The 20803-nt window shown below is 51.3% G+C and carries 17 protein-coding genes; all 17 read left to right on the top strand.

What is annotated here, in order from left to right; translation table 11 throughout:
• Positions 1-24: 24 nt before the first annotated feature.
• Positions 25-744, top strand: a complete 720-nt coding sequence (purC, locus tag ACTTK7_RS00790; RefSeq protein ID WP_462865033.1) for a phosphoribosylaminoimidazolesuccinocarboxamide synthase — start codon at positions 25-27, stop codon at positions 742-744.
• On the top strand, positions 737-985 hold the full coding sequence (purS, locus tag ACTTK7_RS00785) for a phosphoribosylformylglycinamidine synthase subunit PurS (protein ID WP_022793713.1): 249 nt from the start codon (positions 737-739) through the stop codon (positions 983-985). The genes purC and purS overlap by 8 nt, the downstream gene beginning before the upstream one ends.
• Positions 985-1668: a phosphoribosylformylglycinamidine synthase subunit PurQ gene (gene purQ, locus ACTTK7_RS00780; RefSeq protein WP_462865031.1), complete on the top strand. Its 684-nt coding sequence runs from the start codon at positions 985-987 to the stop codon at positions 1666-1668. The genes purS and purQ overlap by 1 nt, the downstream gene beginning before the upstream one ends.
• The gene (purL, locus tag ACTTK7_RS00775) at positions 1652-3880 is read left to right on the top strand and encodes a phosphoribosylformylglycinamidine synthase subunit PurL (RefSeq protein WP_462865029.1); all 2229 of its coding nucleotides are present in this window, start codon (positions 1652-1654) and stop codon (positions 3878-3880) included. Before purQ ends, purL begins: the two co-directional genes overlap by 17 nt.
• Positions 3856-5277, top strand: coding sequence for an amidophosphoribosyltransferase (gene purF / locus ACTTK7_RS00770; protein WP_462865028.1), 1422 nt, complete (start codon positions 3856-3858; stop codon positions 5275-5277). The genes purL and purF overlap by 25 nt, the downstream gene beginning before the upstream one ends.
• A gap of 17 nt (positions 5278-5294) precedes the next feature.
• Positions 5295-6332 (top strand): phosphoribosylformylglycinamidine cyclo-ligase, encoded by a 1038-nt coding sequence (purM, locus tag ACTTK7_RS00765; RefSeq protein WP_462865026.1) that lies wholly within the window; start codon positions 5295-5297, stop codon positions 6330-6332.
• Positions 6329-6940, top strand: coding sequence for a phosphoribosylglycinamide formyltransferase (purN, locus tag ACTTK7_RS00760; protein ID WP_462865160.1), 612 nt, complete (start codon positions 6329-6331; stop codon positions 6938-6940). The genes purM and purN overlap by 4 nt, the downstream gene beginning before the upstream one ends.
• Positions 6937-8469 carry a bifunctional phosphoribosylaminoimidazolecarboxamide formyltransferase/IMP cyclohydrolase gene (gene purH, locus ACTTK7_RS00755; RefSeq protein WP_462865025.1) on the top strand — a complete coding sequence of 511 codons (1533 nt, stop codon included), beginning with the start codon at positions 6937-6939 and terminating at the stop codon, positions 8467-8469. Before purN ends, purH begins: the two co-directional genes overlap by 4 nt.
• A gap of 95 nt (positions 8470-8564) precedes the next feature.
• On the top strand, positions 8565-9812 hold the full coding sequence (gene purD, locus ACTTK7_RS00750) for a phosphoribosylamine--glycine ligase (RefSeq protein ID WP_462865023.1): 1248 nt from the start codon (positions 8565-8567) through the stop codon (positions 9810-9812).
• A 369-nt stretch (positions 9813-10181) separates the two neighbouring features.
• The gene (locus ACTTK7_RS00745; protein WP_462865021.1) at positions 10182-11924 is read left to right on the top strand and encodes an adenine deaminase C-terminal domain-containing protein; all 1743 of its coding nucleotides are present in this window, start codon (positions 10182-10184) and stop codon (positions 11922-11924) included.
• Positions 11925-12039: 115 nt separating this feature from the next.
• Entirely contained in the window at positions 12040-12354 is a 315-nt protein-coding gene (locus ACTTK7_RS00740) for a YerC/YecD family TrpR-related protein (RefSeq protein WP_091615863.1), read from the top strand.
• Positions 12355-12579: 225 nt separating this feature from the next.
• Entirely contained in the window at positions 12580-13266 is a 687-nt protein-coding gene (gene pcrB, locus ACTTK7_RS00735; RefSeq protein ID WP_462865020.1) for a heptaprenylglyceryl phosphate synthase, read from the top strand.
• A gap of 73 nt (positions 13267-13339) precedes the next feature.
• A complete protein-coding gene (pcrA, locus tag ACTTK7_RS00730; protein ID WP_462865018.1) occupies positions 13340-15562 on the top strand; it encodes a DNA helicase PcrA in 2223 nt (740 codons plus the stop codon).
• A gap of 14 nt (positions 15563-15576) precedes the next feature.
• A complete protein-coding gene (ligA, locus tag ACTTK7_RS00725; RefSeq protein ID WP_462865016.1) occupies positions 15577-17580 on the top strand; it encodes an NAD-dependent DNA ligase LigA in 2004 nt (667 codons plus the stop codon).
• A gap of 137 nt (positions 17581-17717) precedes the next feature.
• Positions 17718-18920 (top strand): CamS family sex pheromone protein, encoded by a 1203-nt coding sequence (locus ACTTK7_RS00720; RefSeq protein ID WP_462865014.1) that lies wholly within the window; start codon positions 17718-17720, stop codon positions 18918-18920.
• A 110-nt stretch (positions 18921-19030) separates the two neighbouring features.
• A complete protein-coding gene (gene gatC / locus ACTTK7_RS00715; RefSeq protein ID WP_091615876.1) occupies positions 19031-19321 on the top strand; it encodes an Asp-tRNA(Asn)/Glu-tRNA(Gln) amidotransferase subunit GatC in 291 nt (96 codons plus the stop codon).
• 17 nt (positions 19322-19338) lie between these two features.
• Positions 19339-20796, top strand: a complete 1458-nt coding sequence (gatA, locus tag ACTTK7_RS00710; RefSeq protein WP_462865013.1) for an Asp-tRNA(Asn)/Glu-tRNA(Gln) amidotransferase subunit GatA — start codon at positions 19339-19341, stop codon at positions 20794-20796.
• Positions 20797-20803: the final 7 nt, after the last annotated feature.

The raw sequence follows: 20803 nt of genomic DNA, 5'->3' as shown, positions 1-20803 counted from the left end.
GATAGTCCAAAGGAGGAGCCTGCGATGGAAAAACGCGCTCTATTGTATGAAGGAAAGGCCAAAAAGCTGTATGAAACAGACGTGGAAAACACGCTCTGGGTAGAGTACAAAGACGATGCCACCGCGTTTAACGGAGAGAAAAAGGAAGTGCTGGTCGGCAAAGGCAAGCTGAATAACGAAATTTCCTCCCTGCTGTTTCAAAAGCTTCATGAAGAAGGCATAAACAACCATTTTGTGGACCGGCTCTCCGAAACCGAACAGGCGGTCAAAAAGACGACGATTATCCCTCTCGAGGTCGTAGTACGCAATATTGTCGCCGGAAGTCTCCACCGCCGCACCGGCATCGGAGAAGGTACTGAAACCGACCAGCCGGTGGTGGAATTCTACTACAAGGATGACGAGCTTGGAGACCCGTTGATTAACGATGATCATATTCGGCTGCTGCAGGCGGCTTCCCCGTCGCAGGTGAAGGACATGAAGCAGATGGCCGAACATGTGAATAAAACGCTCTGGAAGCATTTCTCAGACCACGGCCTGCTGCTTGTGGACTTTAAGATTGAGTTTGGCACGACAGAGGACGGGAAGCTGCTTTTGTCCGACGAAATTTCTCCGGACACTTGCCGGCTGTGGGATAAAGAAACCCGCCAGAAGTTCGATAAAGATCTGTTCCGTTATGGGATTGGTTCTCTTCAGGAAGGCTACACCGAAATATTACAGCGATTAGGAGGAGCTGCACATGGTTAACGTTCAAGTGTATGTGACATTGAAAGAAGGAGTGCTTGACCCGCAGGGCAGCACGATTGAAAACGCCCTGCAGACAATGGGGTACCATGAGGTGGCATCTGTCCAGACCGGCAAGTATATTGAACTCGAAGTAGAGGAAGGAAACAACCTTGAGGCCCGGATCGAAGAAATGTGTGAAAAGCTCCTCTCCAATCCGGTGATTGAAGATTACACATACACGATCGGAAAGGGCGTGTCCTGATGAGGTTCGCGGTGATCGTGTTTCCAGGGTCCAACTGTGATGACGACATGTATTATGCAATTCAGGAAGGCCTCGGGGAGCCGGTGGATAAAGTCTGGTATACCGAGGAAAGCGTGGCGGATTATGACGGTATTCTTCTGCCCGGTGGATTTTCCTACGGAGACTATCTTCGTTCCGGGGCAATTGCCCGTTTTGCACCGGTCATGGCGAGCGTCGTGGAGCAGGCGGAAAAAGGCAAGCCGGTTCTCGGCGTATGCAACGGATTTCAGGTGCTGCTTGAAGCCGGGCTGCTTCCAGGAGCCATGCAGCGGAACCGGTCGCTGAAGTTTATCTGCCGCCCGGCCCGCCTCGCAGTGGCGAATCATGAAACCGGCTTTACCTGCGAATACGGCGAAGGCGAACGAATAACGATTCCGGTCGCCCACGGTGAGGGTAACTACTACTGCGATGACGAGACCCTAAAGGACCTGCAGGCCAACAACCAGATTGTGTTCACGTACGAAGACAATTTTAACGGCTCCAAAGAAGCGATTGCTGGCATTATAAACAAACAGGGCAACGTGATGGGCATGATGCCGCACCCGGAACGGGCAACCGACCAGATTCTCGGCAGTGACGACGGATTGAAAATCTTTCAATCAATATTGAAGCAATGGAGGAAATCCCATGTCCTTACTACTTGAGCCTTCCGCAGAGCAGATTGAACAGGAAAAAATCTATCAGGAAATGGGTGTTAAAGACGAAGAATTCGAAATGATTAAAAAAATTCTCGGGCGCCTGCCAAATTATACAGAAATCGGCCTGTTTTCAGTCATGTGGTCGGAGCACTGCAGCTATAAGCATTCCAAGGCCCAGCTGAAAAAATTTCCGACAGAGGGGGAGCGCGTGCTGCAGGGGCCTGGCGAAGGCGCCGGCATTATCGATATCGGCGACGAGCAGGCGGTTGTGTTTAAAATGGAAAGCCACAACCACCCGTCAGCGATCGAGCCCTACCAGGGAGCAGCAACCGGAGTAGGCGGCATTCTCCGGGACGTGTTCTCCATGGGGGCCCGGCCGGTCGCTATTATGAATTCGCTTCGTTTCGGGGAATTGGTCAAGCCCCGGGTGAAATATTTATTTGAAGAGGTTGTCGCCGGCATTGCCGGATATGGTAACTGCATCGGTGTGCCGACGGTCGGAGGCGAAGTGCAGTTTGACCCGAGCTATGAAGGCAATCCGCTTGTGAACGCGATGTGCGTCGGGCTTATTGACCATAACGACATTCAAAAAGGGATTGCCAGCGGCGCCGGAAATACGGTTATTTACGTCGGGGCAAGCACTGGTAAAGACGGTATCCACGGAGCTACTTTTGCTTCGGAAGAAATCAGCGACGAATCAGAAAGCAAGCGTCCTTCCGTGCAGGTGGGTGATCCATTTATGGAAAAGCTGCTGCTCGAAGCATGCCTCGAACTCGTGAAATGTGAATCGCTTGTCGGGATTCAGGACATGGGAGCAGCAGGGCTGACTTCTTCTTCAGCAGAAATGGCCAGCAAGGCGGGTTCGGGCATTGAGATGAACCTCGATACGGTACCGCAGCGGGAGCTCAACATGAGCCCGTATGAAATGATGCTCTCCGAGTCCCAGGAGCGGATGCTTCTGGTGGTAAAACAAGGCGAAGAAAAAGAAATTCACGAGATCTGCAGCCACTGGGGGCTTCACTCGGCAGAAATTGGCCATGTCATCGATGATCAGCGTCTTGTGCTCTGGCACAATGGTGAAAAAGTTGCGGATGTGCCTGTGGATGCGCTGGCCGAAGATGCACCGGTGTACTATCCCGAGTCGCGGGAGCCGGAAGCTTTCCGCAAACGCCAGCAGCAGAAGGCGTGGCGGCCGGATGTGAGTGATGCTAAGGAAACGCTCACAGACCTGTTAAAGCAACCGACGGTTGCGAGCAAGGAATGGGTATACGACCAGTACGATTACATGGTCCGCACCAATACTGCCGTAATGCCAGGCTCCGATGCAGCGGTGCTCCGGGTACGCGGCAAAGATAAAGCACTTGCGATGACAACCGACTGCAACGCGCGTTACCTCGGGCTTGACCCGGAGCAGGGCGGAAAAATCGTTATCGCAGAAGCGTCCCGGAACATTATCTGCTCGGGCGGGCTGCCGCTCGGGCTGACCGACTGCCTGAACTACGGCAATCCGGAAAAGCCTGAAATTTACTGGCAGTTTGAAAAGTCGATTGATGGCATGACGGAAGCATGCAAAACCCTTGAAACACCGGTTATCGGCGGCAATGTGTCGCTCTACAACGAAACGCAGAATGGCGCGATCTATCCGACACCGGTCGTCGGCATGGTCGGACTGATTAAAGAGCTTGCCCATATTACAACCCAGGAGTTTAAGCAGGCAGGGGACGCCGTATATATTATCGGTGAAGCGGGCGAAGACTTTGGCGGCAGCGAGATTCAGGAGATGCAGACCGGCTCGATTGACGGACGGGCGCCGGAGCTTGATCTTGACACCGAGTACCGGAGGCAGCGCGACGTATTAAAGGCTATTCAGGAAGGGCTGGTGCAGTCAGCGCACGATGTATCCGAAGGTGGTCTTGCCGTCGCGATTGCGGAAAGTACGTTTGGCACCGGACTCGGAGCAGAAGCAGTGATCACCGGAGAGGTTATCGATGAATTGTTTGCTGAAACGCAGTCCCGCTATGTGATTTCCGTAGCTGCGGAAAACCGGAAGGCTTTTGAACAGACAGTGCCAGACGCAAGACATGCCGGCAGAGTGACAGAGGAAGCGACATTGCACTTACTCAAAGAATCGGGAGAGACGATTCTTCAGGCTTCTGCCAAGGAGTTGGAGAACGCCTGGAAAGGAGCTATTCCATGCTTGGTGAAATCAAAGGCTTAAACGAAGAATGTGGTGTGTTTGCTGTCTGGAACCATGAGGAGGCGGCACAGCTGACCTATTACGGGCTGCACAGCCTTCAGCACCGCGGGCAGGAAGGGGCAGGCATCGTCGTCAGCGACGGCGATAAACTGTCGAGCCACAAAGGACTCGGTCTTATTACGGAAGCCTTTAAAGAAGGGGACCTCGAACAGCTGCAGGGAAGCTCAGCCGTTGGGCACGTACGTTACGCTACGGCAGGCGGCGGTGGTCTTGTGAACTGCCAGCCGCTGCTTTTTCAGTCACAGACGACAGGTCTTGCAATAGCGCATAACGGAAATCTTGTGAATGCCAACCACGTGAAAGAGGAGCTTGAGAGAAAAGGGAGCATTTTCCAGTCCACCTCGGACACTGAAGTGCTTGCCCATTTGATCAAGAGAAGCGATGAAACCCGCTTTGAGGATCAGCTGAAGGATGCCCTGTCCTATATTGAAGGAGCATATGCTTTTGCGGTGATGACCGAGGAAAAACTGCTTTGCGCTATGGATCCGAACGGGCTCCGGCCGCTTACGATCGGGAAAATTGGAGATACGTACGTGGTCGCTTCGGAGACGTGTGCGTTTGACGTGATCGGCGCCGAATACGTCCGGGACATGCAGCCGGGAGAAATTATCAGCATTGATGACTCGGGCATGCGTTCGGAGTTGTTTTCAACCTCTACGTCCAGGGCGATCTGCAGTCTGGAATACGTCTATTTCGCCCGGCCGGATTCTAATGTGGACAATATTAATGTGCATACGGCAAGGAAAAATCTCGGCAAGGAAATGGCTAAAGAAGCGCCGGTGGAAGCAGATGTCGTGACTGGGGTGCCGGACTCTTCCATCTCTGCCGCTATCGGCTATGCCGAAGCTGCCGGCACGCCGTATGAACTCGGGCTGATTAAAAACCGGTATGTCGGACGGACATTCATTCAGCCGTCACAGGCGCTGCGGGAGCAGGGCGTGAAGATGAAGCTGTCTGCTGTCCGTGGAGTTGTAGAAGGCAAAAGGGTAGTCATGGTAGACGATTCGATCGTCCGTGGTACGACAAGCAAGCGGATCGTACGCATGCTCAAGGAAGCGGGAGCAACCGAAGTGCACGTACGCATTACGTCGCCGCCGATTACGCACCCGTGCTTTTACGGAATAGATACGTCCACGAAGGCAGAATTGATTGCTTCGAATTATACCGTCGATGAAATGCGCGATCTGATGGGGGCGGATTCCCTGTCGTTTATCAGTATTGAAGGCCTGCAGAACGGCATCGGCCGGGGCAAGAGCGAGCCGAACTGCGGTCAGTGCCTCGCGTGCTTTACCGGCAAATACCCTACAGAAATTTATGACGATACGCTTCACCCGCACGATAAAATTATGAATGGTTAACAAAGGAGGGCCTACGGATGTCTGAAGCTTACAGGCGGGCCGGTGTAGACGTTGAAGCAGGATACCAGGCGGTAGAGCGGATGAAAAAACACATTGCCCGCACTGGGCGCCCGGAAGTGATGGGGGCTCTCGGTGGTTTTGGCGGTATGTTTGATATTTCCGGACTTCCTTACAAAGAGCCAGTGCTCATATCGGGCACAGACGGTGTCGGCACGAAATTAATGCTTGCTTTTCAAATGAATAAGCACGACACGATCGGCCAGGATGTGGTGGCGATGTGTGTAAATGATATCGCCGTCCAGGGGGCCGATCCCCTCTATTTCCTGGATTATCTGGCCCTGGGAAAAGCAGATCCGGAAAAAATTGAGCAGATCGTGAAAGGTGTAGCAGACGGCTGTGCGCAGGCAGGCTGTGCCATTATCGGCGGAGAAACCGCCGAGATGCCGGGAATGTACAGCGAGGAAGAATATGATCTGGCCGGGTTCGCCGTTGGTGCGGCGGAGAAGGCGGATATTCTGGCTGAATCAAAAGCGGAGCCTGGGGACGCGATTATCGGGGTAGCTTCCTCGGGCGTTCACAGCAACGGGTTTTCCCTCGTGCGCAAGGTTTTGTTTGAAGAGGGATTGTTTACGGTGAACGACACGGTGCCTCCGTTTCAGCGTCCGCTCGGGGAAGAGCTTCTCGAGCCGACAAAGATTTACGTGAATGCGGCGAAAGCAATTAAGCAGGCAGGAACAGCCAGAGGGATGGCTCATATTACCGGCGGCGGCTTTTTTGAAAATGTGCCGAGAATGCTTCCAGATGGCTGCGGCGCGATGTTTGACGTTAACAGCTGGCAGCAGCCGGAGATTTTTCCCTTCATTCAAAACGAGGGTCATTTGTCCCCGGAAGACATGTTTGGCACCTTTAATATGGGTATTGGTTTAATGACGATTGTACCGGCTGCGGAAAAAGAAAGCCTGCTCCAGGCGCTGAAGCAGGCCGGGGAAGAGGCGTGGGCCATCGGGGAAGTGACTGATGGCGGCGGTGTGCAGGTGAAGGGGGCGACGTGCTGATGAAGCTCGCTTTATTTGCCTCTGGCACCGGCTCAAATGCCCGTTCATTGGTCCGTGCAGCCCGGGAGCAGAGGCTCGAAGCGGAATTTGTGCTGATCGTCTGTGACAAGCCTCACGCCCCGGTCGTTGCCTTTGCCGAAGAAGAGGGCATTCCGGTGTTCGCTTTTTCGCCGAAGGAATACGAAAACAAGGCGGCGTTTGAAACTGAAATCGTAAAGGAATTATATGCTAAAGGGGCGGAGCGGATCGTGCTTGCAGGCTACATGCGGTTAATCGGCGATACGCTGCTTACGGAATACGGCGGGCGTATGATTAATGTTCACCCGTCACTGCTTCCGGCCTTTCCCGGAAAGGATGCCATCAGGCAGGCGTGGGATGCCGGAGTAAAAGTGACCGGGGTCACGGTTCATTACGTCGATGAAGGCATGGATACTGGAAGCATTATTGCGCAGGAGCCGCTTTATGTAAAAGAGACGGATTCGCTCAGGACACTCACAGCCGGTATCCAGGCTGTCGAACACCGGCTCTATCCGGAAATTGTCCAGCAGTGGATTGCCCGTCCCCTTAAAACAGTACAAACCAATACGGAGGGAGCCAACCATTCATGAAACGAGCATTAATTAGTGTGTCAGATAAAGAGGGTATTGTCCCCCTGGCTAAAAGCCTCGAAAAGCAGGGGATTGAAATTATTTCCACGGGAGGAACGAGCCGCGTACTTGAGGAAAGCGGTGTGCAGATCACGGGTATTTCAGACGTTACCGGCTTTCCGGAAATACTTGACGGCCGGGTGAAGACGCTGCATCCAAACATACATAGCGGACTGCTTGCCCGCCGCAGCGACGATGCTCATACAGCTCAGCTGAAGGAGCACAGCATCGAACCGATTGACCTGGTGGTCGTAAATCTGTACCCGTTCAAAAAAACGATCGAAAACCCGGACAAGTCGTTTGAGGATGCCATTGAAAACATTGATATCGGTGGCCCGACGATGCTCAGGGCCGCGGCGAAAAACTTCGAAGACGTTACGGTCGTCGTGGATCCGGATGATTATGAGCTTGTGCTTACAGAATTAAACGACAGCGGCTCCGTATCCGCAGAAACGAACAAAAGGCTCGCAGCCAAGGTATTCCGGCACACTGCCTCTTATGACGCGTTAATTGCGGATTATTTAACCCGGGAGGCCGGGGAAAAGCATCCCGAAATGTACACCGTTACGTATGAGAAAAAGCAGGATCTTCGCTACGGCGAGAACCCTCATCAGGAGGCAGCCTTTTACCGGGAGCCGATCGGGCCGCTCAGCTCGATTGCAAATGCCTTCCAGCTGCACGGCAAGGAGCTCTCCTACAATAATATTAATGATGCTGAAGCAGCGCTCAGCATGATCCGTGAGTTTACGCATCCGGCTTCGGTAGCTGTTAAGCACATGAATCCGTGTGGGGTTGCGATTGGGGAAACGCTCGAAGAGGCTTACGACAAAACATATGCCGCAGATCCAGTCTCGATATTCGGCGGCATTGTTGCGTTTAACGGTGAAGTGACAGAGGCCATCGCCGAGAAGCTGAAGGAAATCTTCCTTGAAATTGTCATCGCCCCGAGTTTTTCCCAGGAAGCCCTTGATCTGCTGACGCAGAAGAAAAATATCCGTCTGCTGACAGTAACGCTCGAGGGGTTTGCAGAGCCGCGATCACAGCTTACTTCGATTCACGGAGGTCTGCTTGTGCAGGATGAGGATACCGCGGGATTTCTGGACGCAGACGTGCGGGTGGTAACGGAACGGGAGCCGACAGAGGCCGAATGGGAAGACCTGAAGCTCGCCTGGAAGGTAGTAAAGCATGTTAAATCCAACGCGATCGTATTGACGAAAAATGTCCAGACGATAGGCATTGGGGCCGGTCAGATGAACCGGGTCGGCTCAGCCGGAATTGCTATTGACCAGGCTGGGGAGGAAGCGGTGCACAGCGCTCTGGGCTCCGACGCCTTTTTCCCTATGCAGGACACGGTGGAAACAGCCGGCGAATCGGGAATTTCAGCGATCATTCAGCCAGGCGGCTCGATCCGGGATCAGGAATCCATCGACCGGGCCAATGAATTGGGAATTACTATGGTGTTTACCGGTATGCGCCATTTCAAGCATTAAAATCGGCAGAAAAGTCCGGGCATCCATTTCCCGGGCTTTTATTTGAAACCAGTGAATCATGAATATATAACGGTTTTTTGAACAGGAGGATGGCGATGAATGTCTTAGTAGTAGGAGCAGGCGGCCGGGAGCATGCCCTCGCTTATGCCTTGGCAAAAAGTGCGAGTGCGAGCCGCGTATACGCAGCACCGGGTAATGACGGTATGGAGAATTATGCGGAATGCGTGAATATAGCAGAAAGCGATCAGGAAAGCCTGGTTGCCTTCGCAAAGGAAAAGAAGGTGGAGCTGACCGTGATCGGGCCGGAAGCCCCGCTTTTGGCCGGGCTTGCCGATCGTTTTGAGAAGGAAGGGCTGCGTGTGTTCGGGCCGGGCGAGAAAGCAGCTATGATTGAAGGAAGTAAATCCTACGCGAAAGAAGTCATGGAACGCTACCATATTCCGACCGGTGCCTATGCTTCATTTTCAAAATACGAAGAAGCAGAGGCTTATGTACGCAGCCGGGGAGCGCCGATTGTCATTAAGGCAGACGGCCTGGCTGCCGGTAAAGGGGTCACCGTGGCGATGACCGAAGCCGAAGCGCTGCAGGCGCTCGAAGAAGTCCTGAAAGACCACAAGTTCGGCGAAGCGGGAGCCGAAGTAGTCATTGAAGAGTTTTTAGAGGGCGAAGAGCTTTCTTTAATGGCTTTTGTACACGGCGAAACGGTCGTGCCCATGGTTGCTGCGCAGGACCATAAACGTGCATATGATAACGATGAAGGGCCCAATACTGGAGGAATGGGTGCTTACAGTCCGGTTCCTCAGTTTACTCAAGAAGACATCGATGAAGCGGTGGAAAAAGTGCTCCAGCCGGCAGCCTCCGGCCTGGTCCAGGAGGGAGCGCCGTTCACCGGTGTCCTGTATGCCGGATTAATGATGACGTCGGCGGGACCGAAAGTGATTGAGTTTAATGCGAGGTTCGGCGATCCGGAAGCACAGGTCGTGCTTCCGCGACTCGAATCGGATCTGGCGGAGCTTTTAATAACCCTTTTTGACGGAGGCAGGCCGGAGCCAGTCTGGTCGGAAGAAGCTGTACTCGGGGTAGTGGCTGCCTCTAAAGGCTATCCGGGCAGCTATGAAAAGAACCGTCCCATCCACCATGTGCCGGAAAGTCCTCTTCTTTTTTTCGCTGGAGTGGAAAAAAAGAACGGCGTGTATGTAAACAGCGGCGGCCGGGTGCTGCTGCTGTCGGAAAAGGCCGCTACTCTCGGTGAAGCGAAGGAACAGGTATATGAAAAAATGAAGGAACTCGATACGGGTAATTTGTTTTACCGCACCGATATTGGTTTTCGGGCGCTGCAATAATGAAAAGCAAAACTGTTTCTGCTGACGGCAGAAGCAGTTTTTTTATGAACTTTGCAAAGCGAATGTGAATTTTATGTTATATTTCCTGTCATTTTCTTTCTCCCGTATGCAGGAGTCTGTTACAATAAGCAGGATGAAAATATTAGTACAGTTTTATCGGTTCTTTAATAAAATTTCCTAATATTTTAAGTGAATTCTGACAATTAACTGAAACTGTTTCATTATTTTTGTAAAAATATGAAAACAGTTGTAAAAAAGGAAAACGTTTCAAAATTGTCACCTGAAAAAATAAAAAAGCGTTTACATTTGTGATATGATAGGGAAAATGAAATCGAGCAACGAACTGTGCGCAGGAGGAGAGATGTTTGGATGGCAAATAAGCTGTATCATTGGAGCAAATCAACATTGAGAGACCATCTTTCCGTGATGAGGGGCGAAACAGCTCCCTCTATTATTTTAAAAGATGCAACATACTTAAACAGTGCCCGCAAAAGCTGGAGCCGCGGACACATATGGGTATATGACGACCGCATTATGTACGCCGGGCCGGAATGGCCGGAGAAAACAGAAGGAGCAGAAATCGTCGACTGCAGCGAAAAATGGGTGGTGCCGGGTTATATTGAACCACACGCCCACCCTTTCCAGCTGTACAGCCCGCAGACACTGGCGGAGTACGCGTCCGTGCGCGGCACGACCACGCTTGTGAACGATAATTTGTTTTTGTTTTTAAATATGGAGAAATACCAGGCGCTTTCTGCTATTGAAGACCTTGGGGAGCTTCCCACGTCTATGTTCTGGTGGGCCCGGTACGACTCCCAGACAGAGCTTGAGGAAGAAGACCGGTGGTTTTCGCCGTCGAACATGAAGGATTGGCTGGAGCATCCGCTCGTCGTCCAGGGGGGAGAACTGACTTCCTGGCCGAAAGTAATGACGGGAAACGATACAATTCTGCACTGGATGCAGTACACGAAGGAGCTGAATAAGCCGATTGAAGGGCATCTGCCCGGGGCATCGGTATCGACGATCACGCAGATGGCCCTGCTCGGCGTGGATGGTGAGCATGAGGCGATGACAGCAGAGGAAGCGCTGCGCCGTCTGGACGCGGGACTTGTTACATCGCTTCGCTACTCCTCGATCCGTCCGGATCTCCCAAATATAATTGAAGGACTGCTGGAAGCCGGAATCACGGACTTTCGCCGTTTTACACTGAACACTGACGGCTCTACGCCGGCCTTTTATAAAGAAGGTGTTATTGACCAGACCATTCAAATCTGCCTGGACAAGGGCGTGCCCGAAATCGATGCGTATGAAATGGGCTCGTATAATGCGGCGGTTCACCTTGGTCTCGACAATTTGATCGGCATGATTGCCCCGGGGCGGCTTGCCCATCTGAATATTTTATCGGATAAGCGCGAGCCTAAGCCTGAAGCCGTGCTTGCCAAAGGGCAGTGGGTATACAGGGATGAAAAGAATCTGTATCCGAAAAAGCCCTTCGAATGGGAAAAGTACGGGGTGACACCGCTTGAAATTGACTGGGAATTAAAGGACAGTGACTTTCACTTTTCGATGCCGATGGGAATTGAGCTGATGAATTCCGTTATTTTAAAGCCTTACCATATCGGCATTGAAGCAAACAATGATGAACTGTGGAAAACCCACGACGAGTCCTTTTTCATGGTCATTGACCGGTACGGAAAATGGCGGGTTAATACGATCTTAAAAGGGTTTGCAACCAAGGTGGACGGATTCGCGTCATCCTTTAATAACAACGGCGATATTATTATGATCGGCAAGCATAAGGAAGACATGGAAAAAGCAGCCGAAGAACTGGTCAAAAATAAAGGCGGGATTTTTCTGGTCGAGGACGGGGAAGTGGTGGAGCATATTTCCCTGGATATTTTCGGCCTGATGTCCTCAAAGCCGATGGAAGAGGTTATTGTTGAGCATGAAAAAATGGTAGCCGCGCTGAAAAACCGGGGCTATCCGCATGAGGATCCCATTTATTCTCTCTTATTTTTTGCAGCGACTCATCTCCCGTATATCAGGGTTACGCAAAAAGGTATATATGACGTTCATAAAAAAATGGTACTCTTTCCTGCCATTATGCGTTAAACTGTAAAAGTAGGTACTGATATCAGCTAGTTTCAGCTTGAATGAAACTGTTTTGCGCGTCGCTTTATGAATAAATACCTTCGTCTGTCACGTAGCCAAAAAGGAGTGTAGTGTGTTGCAGATTGACAAATTAAGGGGGAAAGAGCTCGACCAGCTCTTTCAGGCGATCCTTTCGTTAAAAAATATCGATGAGTGCTATGAATTTTTTGACGATCTATGCACGATTAATGAAATTCAATCACTTGCCCAGCGGCTTGAAGTGGCAAGAATGCTTCAGCACGGATATACGTATCACAAAATTGAGCTGGAAACCGGTGCAAGCACCGCAACCATATCAAGGGTGAAACGGTGCCTGAATTATGGAAACGACAGTTACCAAATGACTCTTGACCGTGTGCATAATGAAAAACAGGAACAGGACTCACAATAGAGCGTAACAGACAGACGCGTATAAAACTCCCGCCGGACTGCCGGATGGGAGTTTTTTTGCGGGGGAAACGGTATAAGTTCATTTAGTAACGGCGGTGGATTTGGTATAATGAAAGACTGAGGAATGAAAAGCAAAAAGGCCCGGAATATTTGGCCACTTCAGGTATCAGAAGCTTTAAAGAGAGCGTTTCTGAAACTATCTATTGCATAAAGGGAGTACGTCAGGATGCTATCATATTCGGAATGGAGACATGTCTTTAAGCTGGATCCGGCAAAGGCGATCAGCGACGAAGATTTAGAACAAATATGTGAGTCGGGGACAGATGCGATCATCGTGGGAGGAAGCGACGGGGTCACTCTTGATAATACATTGAATCTTCTGGCCCGGGTGCGTCGGTTTCCGGTTGCATGCGCGCTTGAAATTTCAAATATAGAAGCGGTGACCCCCGGATTTGACTGCTATCTCGTGCCGACGGTGTTAAACGCAGGAGACGCCCAGTGGATTACTGGGCTGCATCAGCAGGCACTGAAGGAAATGGGTCCGGCCCTCGAGCAGGAGGAAGTACTCGCAGAAGGATACTGCATTTTAAATCCGGATGCCAAGGCAGCAGCGTTAACAGAGGCCAGGACGGAACAGACGGAAGAAGGTATTGAAGCATATGCCGCGATGGCGGACCGGCTGTTTCATCTTCCGATTTTTTATATAGAATACAGCGGCACATACGGCGATGTGCGTATGGTTCAGGAAGCACGGAAAGCATTACACGAAGCAAGGCTCTTTTATGGCGGCGGTATCCGTTCGAAGGAGCAGGCGGCAGAAATGGCTGCTTACGCAGATACCATCGTAGTCGGAGACATTGTGTATGAAGATGTAAAGAAAGCAGTGCAGACCGTCAAAGCGCTCAGACCATAGCGTGAATCACAAATATTCGGTATACTAAAGCAGGAACATATGTTCCTTAATACTTATGAAAGGCGGTGGCATCATGCAGCGACAAATCATTGAGCGCATGTTATCCGGAATGAACGAGCCACAGAAACGGGCGGTGCAGCACACAGAAGGTCCGCTTCTGGTTATGGCCGGGGCAGGAAGCGGAAAAACCCGGGTATTAACCCACCGGATTGCTTACTTAATCAGAGAAAAAATGATCCCGCCCTACGCGATTCTTGCGATTACTTTTACAAATAAAGCTGCCAAAGAAATGAAGGAGCGTGTCGGCAAACTCGTCGGACCGGTCGCCGAGGATATTTGGATGTCGACCTTTCACTCGATGTGCGTCCGCATTCTCCGCCGGGATATCGACCGGATCGGCTATAACCGGAACTTTTCGATACTGGATTCAAGCGACCAGCTGTCTGTTATCAAGCAGATCTTAAAGGATCAGAATATCGACTCGAAAAAATTTGAACCGCGGGCGATCCTTGGCATGATTTCGTCCAATAAAAACGTGCTTGAAACACCGAAGCAGTTTGCAGAAAGAGCAGAGGGGCCGTTCGAAGAAATTGCAGCGGATGTGTATAAAGAGTATCAGCGCCGGCTCCGGAACAACCATGCCCTTGACTTTGACGATCTAATCATGAAAACGATCCAGCTGTTTGAAGATGTGCCGGAGGTGCTGCAGTTTTACCAGCGGAAATTCCAGTACATTCATGTGGACGAATACCAGGATACCAACCGGGCGCAGTACATGCTCGTGAACATGCTCGCAGCAAAGCGGCACAATCTCTGTGTTGTAGGGGATTCGGACCAGTCCATCTACAAGTGGCGCGGGGCGGATATCCAAAATATCCTTTCCTTTGAGCGCGACTATTCGGAAGCGGTCACTATTTTCCTTGAACAGAACTACCGGTCGACGAAAACGATTCTGCGTGCGGCAAATGAAGTGATTAAAAACAATGCCGGACGTAAAGAAAAAACGCTCTGGACGTCGAATCCGGACGGGGAAAACATCTACTATTTTCAGGCCTCAAATGAACGCGACGAAGCGTATTACGTAGTGGATAAAATTAAAGAAATTACGAGAAAAAAAGATATACGTCATAGTGATATTGCCGTTTTGTACCGGACGAACGCGCAGTCCCGTGTGATTGAGGAAATGTTTGTCAAATCAGGCGTTGAATACAATATGATCGGCGGCACCAAGTTCTACGACCGGAAAGAAATCAAGGACCTGCTCGGCTATTTGCGGACAGTCGCGAATCCGGACGACGACATCAGTCTGGGCCGGATTGTAAACGTGCCGAAACGGGGCATCGGTGCCTCTACGATGGAAAAGGTGACAAAATATGCTGCGAGTCAGGATATTTCCCTCATCCATGCGCTGCAGGAGGCCGATCAGATTGGTCTCGGCGCCGGACCGGTCAAAAAGCTGCAGTCCTTTGCCGAGCAGATGAAGCACTGGATGCAGATGCAGGACTACCTTTCAGTCACCGAACTGGTTGAAGAGCTGCTGGAGAAAACCGGCTACCGGGAAGCGCTGAAAAATGAACGCTCGCTGGAGTCCCAGAGCCGTCTCGAAAACCTCGAAGAATTTATGACAGTAGCCCAGGAGTTTGAAAAACGGAGTGAGGATAAATCATTAATTTCCTTTTTAACGGATCTGGCGCTCGTGGCTGATTTGAATGAAAATGACGACACAGACGTGCGGGACAAGGTAGCGATGATGACCCTGCACTCCGCCAAGGGACTGGAATTTCCGACCGTGTTTCTTATTGGGATGGAAGAAGGAATCTTCCCGCACAACCGTTCACTGTTTGAGCCCGAAGAGATGGAAGAAGAGCGGAGGCTCGCCTACGTTGGAATGACCCGGGCCGAGCAGGAGCTTCACCTGACCCACGCTTCCATGCGGATGCAGTACGGACGAACGCAGGCAAACCCAATGTCGAGGTTCATCCAGGAGCTTCCGCAGGAGCTGATCTCCGGCCGTGAAGAGAAGCAGCAGACTTCCACCGGCGGGAAAACGGCTTCCCCATTTGAACGGAAACGCCAGGCCGCCACGGCTGCGCCCCGGGAAAGCAAAGCGCCGACCCCAAGCGGCGGCAGTGACCTTGCCTGGAATATCGGAGACAAAGCGAAGCACAAAAAATGGGGTACCGGCACTGTAGTCAGCGTACGCGGTGAAGGCAATGATATGGAGCTTGATATTGCGTTTCCAAGTGAAGGCATCAAGCGGCTGATGGCGACGTTTGCCCCGATTGAAAAAGCGTAGAAAGGACGAAGCCGATGGAGAGAAAACAAGCAGAAGAACGTGTAGAACAACTCCGTGAGCTGTTGGATAAATACGGCTATTATTACTATGTCAAAGACAATCCAATCGTACCGGATGCTGAATACGATGAACGGCTGCAGGAGCTGATCCAGCTTGAAAATGATTTTCCGGATCTGCAGGCTCCCGATTCTCCAACGGTCCGGGTCGGAGGAGCGCCCCTGGAAGGCTTTCGCAAGGTGCAGCACCGGATTCCAATGCTGAGCCTCGGTAACGCGTTCAACGAACAGGATGTGCGGGATTTTGACCGGCGGGTGCGCCAGGTGACCGGCGACAACGTGGAATACGTGTGCGAACTGAAAATTGACGGCCTGGCCGTATCGCTTTCCTATGAGGACGGACGCTTTGTGCTCGGGGCCACCCGGGGCGACGGCACCACCGGAGAGGATATTACCCATAACCTGAAAACGGTCCGTGCGATCCCTCTGCGTCTTGACGAAGCGGTGGATATTGAAGTGCGCGGAGAAGTGTTTATGCCGGAGCGTTCGTTTCTCAGCCTGAATGAAGACAAGGAGAAAAACGGAGAAGAACCGTTTGCCAACCCGCGTAACGCAGCTGCGGGCTCTCTCAGGCAGCTTGATCCGAAAATGGCGGCCAAGCGGAACCTAGATATTTTCCTTTACGGGGCCGGTAATGATGATGAGCTGGATGTGAATACGCACGCCGAATCGCTTGATTTTATGGATCAGCTCGGATTCAAAGTGAACCCGGAAACGAAAAAATGCCGGACCATTGATGAAGTGCTGGAATTTGTAGACTACTGGACGGAAAACCGCAACGGGCTCTCCTATGAAATCGATGGCATCGTTATCAAGGTGGACGATTTAGGCCAGCGGGAGGACCTTGGATTTACAGCAAAAAGTCCGCGCTGGGCGACGGCCTACAAATTTCCGGCAGAAGAAAAGGTGACGACGCTCGAGGATATTATTTTAAGCGTTGGACGTACCGGCGTAGTGACACCGACGGCGAAGCTGACACCGGTCCAGGTGGCGGGAACGACAGTGCAGCGGGCTTCGCTTCATAATGAAGACCTGATCCGGGAAAAGGGAATCAAACTCGGAGACCAGATTGTCGTTAAAAAAGCCGGGGATATTATTCCGGAGGTCGTGCGGGTGCTCACAGAGCTCCGCGAAGGAAATGAACGGGAATTTGAAATGCCGACCGAATGCCCGTCCTGCGGGACAGAGCTTGTACGTCTCGAGGAGGAAGTGGCTCTTCGCTGCATGAATCCGAACTGCCCGGCCCAGCTGCAGGAAGCATTGATTCATTTTGTCTCCCGGGGGGCGATGAATATCGACGGCCTCGGAGAAAAGGTGATTCAGCAGCTGTTTTCGCATCAATTAGTCTCTGGGATTGAAGACGTTTATAAGCTCGACCGGGATGAACTGCTTAAGCTTGAACGCATGGGAGAAAAGTCCGTTGATAATCTTTTGAGAGCGATTGAAGCGTCCAAAGAAAATTCACTGGAACGCTTACTGTTCGGCCTTGGCATCCGGTTTGTCGGCTCCAAAGCGGCCCGGACGCTGGCGGAGGAATTCGGTACGATGGAGGCGCTTGAACAGGCAGATAAAGACCAGCTGCTTGCCATTTATGACATTGGTGAGAAGGTGGCAGATTCCATTGTCAGTTATTTTGAGCAGGAAAACGTTTCGGCCCTGATCGGGGAGCTGCGTCGGCTCGGACTGAATATGGAATATAAAGGCCCGCGGAAATCAGAACAGGCAACAGATACAGTGTTCAGCGGTAAAACGGTCGTTCTTACCGGCAAGCTGCAGGAATTAACCCGCAAAAACGCCAAGGAACGTATTGAGGCATTGGGTGGAAAGGTTACCGGCAGCGTCAGCAGCAATACGGATATCGTGGTGGCAGGAGAAGAGGCCGGCTCTAAATTGGAAAAAGCGAGAGAGCTGGACGTAACCGTCTGGGACGAACAGCAGTTAATTGAGCAGACAAGTGAATAAAAAGAAGATAAAAGTAGCTTGTTTCACTCGGGCATACCTTCTAAGATAGAGATGGGAAAGAAAAAAATGTAAACCTCTGGATGCACACCAGAGAAAAATATCTGGAAGGTAACGCCTGGAATGGAGGAAATGATATTATGAGGAAAAGAGCCGGCCTTGTTATAGCTGCTTCCGTGTTTGCATTATCAGGATGCGGGTTGTTTGGCGGGGGTGAATCAGAATCAGAGGACTCTCAGCCGGAATCAGAAGAGGAGCTTTCGCTGAGCGCCGGCATTCCAAGTCTGGATGAGTACTACCGGGCGGTGCTCACTGACGATGGCCAGTACGTCACGGGTGAATCCCGGGGGCTCAGTAATTCCATTGTTTATAACCGCTTTGATCTTGAGCGGATGGAAATAGGCATGCAGGAGCTTGCTTCGGAGGAGTTCAGTCAGGATAATTACTACTTCCGGGAAGGCCAGGTCATTGAACGCAGTGAGTTAAACAACTGGCTGCTCCGGGAAGGCGAAGAAGGCGACGGTGAACCTACCACGAGGCCGAGAGGGCTGAATCCGCCGCTTGCCGGCAGTGAAGGAGATGAATTTGAGGAGCGTGAACGCGGAGAACCGAGAACAATGTCCAACCTGCTTGAACATAACTACATGGAAGAGGGAAGCGATGGCCTTGAACTTGGCGGTATTGTTATCGGGCTGTCGATGAATGAAACATATTACTTCCGTGAAGAGTATGAAGACGGTACATACGGCCCGTGGCTCGAGGAGTCCATCAGTGAAGAAAATGCTCTTGAGGACGCGCAGCGTATTGCAGGGGAAATTACCGAGCGCCTGCGAAACGACGAACGCGATAATGCAGACCGGATTGAAGAAGTGCCGATCATGTTTACCGTCTTCCAGGAGGCACCGCGAGACTCGAGCGTGCCGGGAACGTTTATTGCAACTGGTATGGCTGATCCGGGGCAGGAGCCCGGAAACTGGAATGAGTTGAATGAATCAAACTATCTGTTCCCGTCTTCGGAAGCTGAAGAAAATAACCGTTCTGATTCCGAAATGTTTGATGAGTTTAGTAATGAAGTGAACAGCTTTTTTGACAATACAGTCGGTGTAGTAGGAGAAGGTCATTACGTTAATGGTGAACTCGACAGCCTGACGATTGATATTCCAATTCAATTTTACAGTAAAACAGAAATTATTGCCTTTACCCAGCACGTGGCGGATAAGACAGAAGACATTTTTCCAAACGGTCTTGAAGTGGAAGTGAATATTAATTCCTCCTCCGGCCAGGAAGCGTTAATTACAAAAGAGCCGGGAGAAGATATGTACGTTCACGTATACAATGAGTAATTTGTGAGCGCGGGAAGTGGGCACAGTTGCCCGCTTTCCTTTTTCTTTGATATGATCAGAGTATTGTCCCGACAGAAGAACGATAGAAGCATTTAAAGGAGGAAAAACTGATGGCTCATATTTCAAAAGAAGACGTGGAGCACGTAGCCCATCTGGCACGACTTTCCGTTTCTGATGAGGATTTGGAAAAGCTGACCGAAGAGCTTGATGCGATCATTGGATTTGCTGAACAGCTTGACGAACTCGATACGACTGACGTGGAGCCGACATCCCACGTACTGGATATTCACAACGTATTGCGTGAAGATACCATTCAACCATCGCTTGACCGGGAGGAAGCATTAAAAAATGCTCCGGACCAAAAAGACGGCCAGGTGAAAGTACCATCCGTGCTGGAGTAAAAGAAGGGAGATAACGTATGTCCATTTTGGAAGAAAGTGTAGCGTCGTTACATACGAAAATAAAAAACCAGGAAGTAACTGTCGCCGAGCTGGTGGAAGCTTCATTTGCCCGTATTCGTGAAGTAGATACAGACGTAAAAGCGTTTTTAACGTTAAATGAGGAACGGGCACTCGAGCAGGCTGAACAGCTCGACAAGCGAATTCAAAGCGGCGGCGAGGTACCGTTTTTGTTCGGCATGCCGGCAGGTATTAAAGACAATATTATCACCGAAGACCTGCGGACCACATGCGCGAGCCAGCTGCTTGCAAATTTTGATCCGGTTCATAATGCGACCGTAATGGATAAACTCGGAGAGGCAGAAACGATAACCATCGGGAAGCTGAACATGGACGAATTCGCCATGGGATCCTCAACGGAAAACTCCGGCATGCAGGAAACGAGAAACCCATGGAACACCGATTACGTTCCAGGCGGTTCGAGCGGAGGCTCAGCAGCCTCTGTGGCAGCCGGCGAAGTGCTGTTTTCATTAGGGTCTGATACAGGAGGATCAATCCGCGAGCCGGCGTCCTACTGCGGAGTTGTGGGCTTGAAGCCTACTTACGGACGTGTATCCCGTTACGGTCTTGTTGCTTTTGCTTCTTCCCTGGATCAGATCGGACCGCTCACTCGTTCGGTTGAAGATAATGCTTACGTACTGCAGCAGATTGCCGGTCATTCGGAAAACGACTCGACCTCCGCAGATGTACAGGTACCAAATTATCTGGAAGCACTTGGCCGGGAGGTCAAAGGCCTGAAAATTGGTGTGCCGTCCGAATACATCGGGGAAGGCGTGGATGAAGGCGTCAAACAGCGGGTGCTGGAAGCGCTGAAGGTCCTGGAGGAGCAGGGAGCTGTATGGGAGGAAGTATCCCTTCCGCATTCAAAATACGCAGTCGCTGCGTACTATTTAATCGCTTCTTCAGAGGCTTCCGCCAACCTGGCCCGCTTTGACGGTGTCCGCTACGGTGTTCGCGATGAAAACGCGAAGGATCTGGTGGAAATGTATAAAGAAACCCGAAGCAAAGGCTTTGGCGAAGAAGTGAAGCGCCGGATTATGCTTGGAACCTTTGCTTTAAGCGCCGGATATTACGATGCTTACTACAAGAAGGCCCAGCAGGTGCGTACACTCATCCGCCGGGATTTCGAAAAAGTGTTTGCCGACTATGACGTTATCGTCGGGCCGACAGCGCCGACAACTGCGTTTAAACTCGGGGAACAACTTGATGACCCGCTCACAATGTATGCCAACGATATTTTAACCATTCCGGTAAACCTGGCTGGTATTCCGGCGATTTCCGTGCCGTGCGGCTTCTCAGACAATATGCCGGTCGGCCTGCAGATTATAGCCAAGCCGTTTGCTGAAGAAACGATCTATACAGTTGCCCACGCCTTTGAGCAGGCAACTGAACACCATAAAGCCAGACCGGAATTATAGGGGAGGA

The organism is Marinococcus tarijensis (genome assembly GCF_054971385.1).
The sequence above is the reverse complement of the archived record's forward strand: the minus strand, read 5'-3'. Positions and strand labels throughout refer to the sequence as shown.